Raw genomic sequence first — 3,719 nt, 5'->3', positions numbered from 1 at the left:
TGCCATGCTATTTGCCTCCTTGTATATTTAGATTCCTGTTTTTCCCATTATTGCCGAAGCACCATTTGCATTGCTTTTTCCCGTTCCCGCGCTCCGGTATGGGAACGAGAAGAAGAAATCCCCACGGATGCGACGAAGCGCGTCCCTCCATTTCATTAACATTAAGCTACGCTTTGTGAACATTAAGCTTCGCTTTGTCATGCCCGAACCGAACAAGGGGGACTATTTACAGATACGGCTTCATCCAGTCGAGCCCTTCCGCGGTTTTGCGAAGCGGCTTGTACTCGCAGCCGATCCAGCCAGCGTAGCCCTGCTTATCCAGAAAATTAAAGATATTCGGGTAGTTGATCTCGCCTGTTCCCGGTTCGTGGCGACCGGGGTTGTCGGCGATCTGGATATGACCGATCCGTACGAGATTATCCCCGATCGTCTGCAGAAGATTCCCCTCCATTACCTGCATATGGTAAATGTCGTACTGAAGCCGGAGATTCGGGCGTCCGACCTCTTTTATCAACTCCAAGGCATCGCTGGTACGGCAAAGGTGGAATCCGGGAATATCCTGATTATTCAAGGGCTCGACCAGCAGACTGATGCCCTCGTTTTCCAGGGATTCCGCGGCAAAGCGCAGGTTGTCGATAAGCGTCTGGCGGACCTTCTCCGGAGGATCAGCGGGGGTCGTTCCGACGAGGCAATTAACCAAGGGGCAGCCCAGGGCATGCGCGTACTCTATTGCTAAGCCGACACCCTCCCGGAATTCCCCTTCCCTGCCCGGCAGGCAGGCAATTCCCCGCTCCCCGCCCGCCCAATCGCCGGCGGGGAGGTTGAAGAGAACTTGCTGAAGCCCATATTTTGAGAGCTTTTCGGTTAGTTCCTCCTTTTTAAAGGCATAAGGGAACATGTATTCAACAGCCTTGAAACCGGCCCCTGCCGCATGTTCGAACCGGTCGAGGAAATCTACCTCGGTAAAGAGCATGCTGATATTGGCACTGAAACGAATCATGAGATTATCTCCTTATTTATATGAATCCCTTCCTGTTGCATCATTTCACGCTTGGCGAACCTCATACCACCAAATGGAGTCGGAGTCACGGATTTGGAAACGATTATTTCCTTTTTTCACCTCGAGGGGAAAGGAAATATTCCGAGCGCGTGAAGCCAAGCTATTCCTGATGTTACGTTGGCCTACGCACATGCGACGCCCCTGTCTTTGGAGATAACTGGGTTTGAGCCACTATTTACTCTTGACAATCCTAAAGAGTTTGTTGAAGATCAGCGTACGGTTTTACCTTTATCCTGGATTCATAAACTTTTTCAGGAGGCAATAAAAATGTTTGATGACGTCGATTCCGGATGGGAAAACATGGTGGTTTCTCCGGACGTAGTTCTCTCGCATATAGAGCCGGGGATGAGCATTTTTCTGGGAACCGGCGTTGCCGAGCCGCGAACGCTGGTAAAGCGTCTCAAAGAATCCGACATCTACAACCTTACCGATCTGGAACTCATCCAGATTGTCAGCCTTGGGGATGTCATATCTTTAATAGAGACCCCGCGCGCCTACAAATTTCGCCTCAAAACATTTTTCGCGGGCTGGCTGGCCAGCAAGGCAATCCTCTCCGGCTCTGTGGATATGATTCCCTGCCGTTTTTCTCAGATTCCCTCGCTTGTTGAATCAGGGGCGATCCGGATCGACGCCGCTTTTGTGCAGATCACCCCGCCGGACAAGGCGGGATATGCAAGTCTCGGCGTGGCGGTGGATATAGCCAAATACGCAATGGAAAGGGCTTCCATTGTCGTGGGGGAAATCAACAGCAGCGTCCCCCGCACGATGGGAGACACCTTTGTCAATATTGCCGATTTCAACTACCTTGTAAAGGCGACGGAATCCCCGATCTATTTCAACCGCTGGCCAGTGGACAGCGTCATGGACAAAGTCGCCGCCAATGTCGCCTCGCTGATTGATGACGGCAGTTGTCTCTCCTTCTACCCCGGGGCCCTTTTTGAGGCTCTGGGCAAACATCTTGCCAAAAAGCGCAACCTCGGCGTCCATACGCTATTTTTTACCGACGTCTTAATGGATCTATTGAAGAGCGGCGTTGTCACTAATCGTTGTAAAAACAATTTCAGCAACAAATCCGTTACCTCGTATGCCTTAGGAACTGCTGAACTGATGAAATGGCTGCATCGCAACCCCCTGGTCGAGTTTCAGGGGATTAAAGTGGTTGCCGACAATGCCCGAATAAGTTTTAACGAGAAGACCATTTTTATCATGCCGGTACGCAAGGTTGACCTGATGGGAGGGGTTGCCCTCCATATCGGCAAGGGCAATGTCACCGCAGGTCCTGGACACGCACTGGAATTTTACGCCGCGGCTCAGCACTCCTGCGGGGGACGGGCGATTTTCGCCCTTCCCAGCCGCAATTTGAAAGGCGCTTCTAATATTATGCTGTCGGTTGAGGATTTTCCGAACCAATTTAACAATAAGGAATCACTCGACTGGATCGTTACCGAATATGGAATTGCCTCCATGATCGGCCGCACCGTCCGGGAACGCGCCCAAGCCCTGATTGACATAGCCCATCCTGACGACCGGGAAGAATTGGTGCGACAGGCGAAAGAGGCCAGCATTCTCTATCGCGATCAGATTTATCTCCCCGGGTCCGGCGCCCTTTATCCCGATAAACTTTCAACTGTTTATACCTTTAAGGAGGGACTTTCCGTAAATTTCCGGGCGATTAAACCTTCCGACGAAGAGGAGATGAGGAGGCTTTTCTATCGTTTTTCCGACAACGCCGTTTACTACCGATATTTTTCTCATGTAAAATCCATGCCCCACAAGGAGATGCAGGGGTATGTAAATATCGATTATCAAAAAACATTATCATTGGTCGGAACGGTCACCGAGGCAGGGGGAGAAAGAATCATTGCCGAGGGGCGCTATGTTCGGCTGAGCGATCGTCCTTACGCAGAAGTTGCCTTTATTGTAGATGAGAATTATCAGGGGAAAGGGATTGCCTCGTTTCTTTTGAAAATGCTTATTGAGGCAGCGCTGGAACAGGGAATTGAAGGTTTCACGGCGGATGTTCTTTACGACAACAAGTCAATGCTTAAAGTATTTGAAAAAGCGTCCTTTCCGATCAATGCCGTCATCAAATACGGGGTTTACAAACTGGAAATACCCTTCAAAAAAACAGGGTTACCCTTGCAGCATTGATGCCCTCGTCAAAAGTCGAAAAATAGCTGCTTTGTCATTGCAAGCGTTGCGCAGCAATCTCTAAAGTAATTGATTATCCACGAGATTGCCGCGTCGCTACGCCCCTCGCAATGACAGGTAGCGAATTTTGACGAATGGAGCAGCAATTGCTCAGGGAATCAGCAAACGCAATCAATCGGGAAATGTCAGACTGAAGATCCCGAAGATAACTTTTCAACCTAAAAAATCTGTTCAGCAACAATCCCGTTGAATTCTCGGGGATGAAGTGATAGAGGAGCCATGCGTCTGATGTTTTTTAATTTATTCAAAAATAGAGGAGATCGATAATGAAATATTTGCGAATGCCTGTTTTTTGCCTTTTAGCGCTGCTGTTTTTCGTACAGTTTTCCTGGGCAAAAGACAACTACCGTATTGCCGTTTTGCCTTTTTCTGTCCATAGTGCCGAAAATATTGATTATATCAGACAGGGCACTGAGGATATGCTGCTATCGAGACTTTCCCTGAATGA

Annotated in this window: 3 protein-coding genes; 2 read left to right on the top strand and 1 reads right to left on the bottom strand. The window is 49.3% G+C overall.

Annotation, left to right across the window (positions count from 1 at the left end; translation table 11 throughout):
- Positions 1-226: 226 nt before the first annotated feature.
- Positions 227-1,000, bottom strand: a complete 774-nt coding sequence (gene hyi / locus M0P74_18210; protein ID MCK9365520.1) for a hydroxypyruvate isomerase — start codon at positions 998-1,000, stop codon at positions 227-229.
- A gap of 327 nt (positions 1,001-1,327) precedes the next feature.
- Between hyi and M0P74_18205 the strand changes: the two genes are divergently transcribed.
- Together M0P74_18205 and M0P74_18200 are read left to right on the top strand one after the other, a co-directional pair.
- Positions 1,328-3,211, top strand: coding sequence for a GNAT family N-acetyltransferase (locus tag M0P74_18205; GenBank protein MCK9365519.1), 1,884 nt, complete (start codon positions 1,328-1,330; stop codon positions 3,209-3,211).
- Positions 3,212-3,537: 326 nt separating this feature from the next.
- Positions 3,538-3,719 (top strand): hypothetical protein (locus tag M0P74_18200; GenBank protein MCK9365518.1); only part of this gene is annotated, 182 nt, incomplete at its 3' end.

Source organism: Syntrophales bacterium (assembly GCA_023229765.1).
Lineage (GTDB): Bacteria > Desulfobacterota > Syntrophia > Syntrophales > UBA5619 > DYTH01.
The sequence above is the reverse complement of the archived record's forward strand: the minus strand, read 5'-3'. Positions and strand labels throughout refer to the sequence as shown.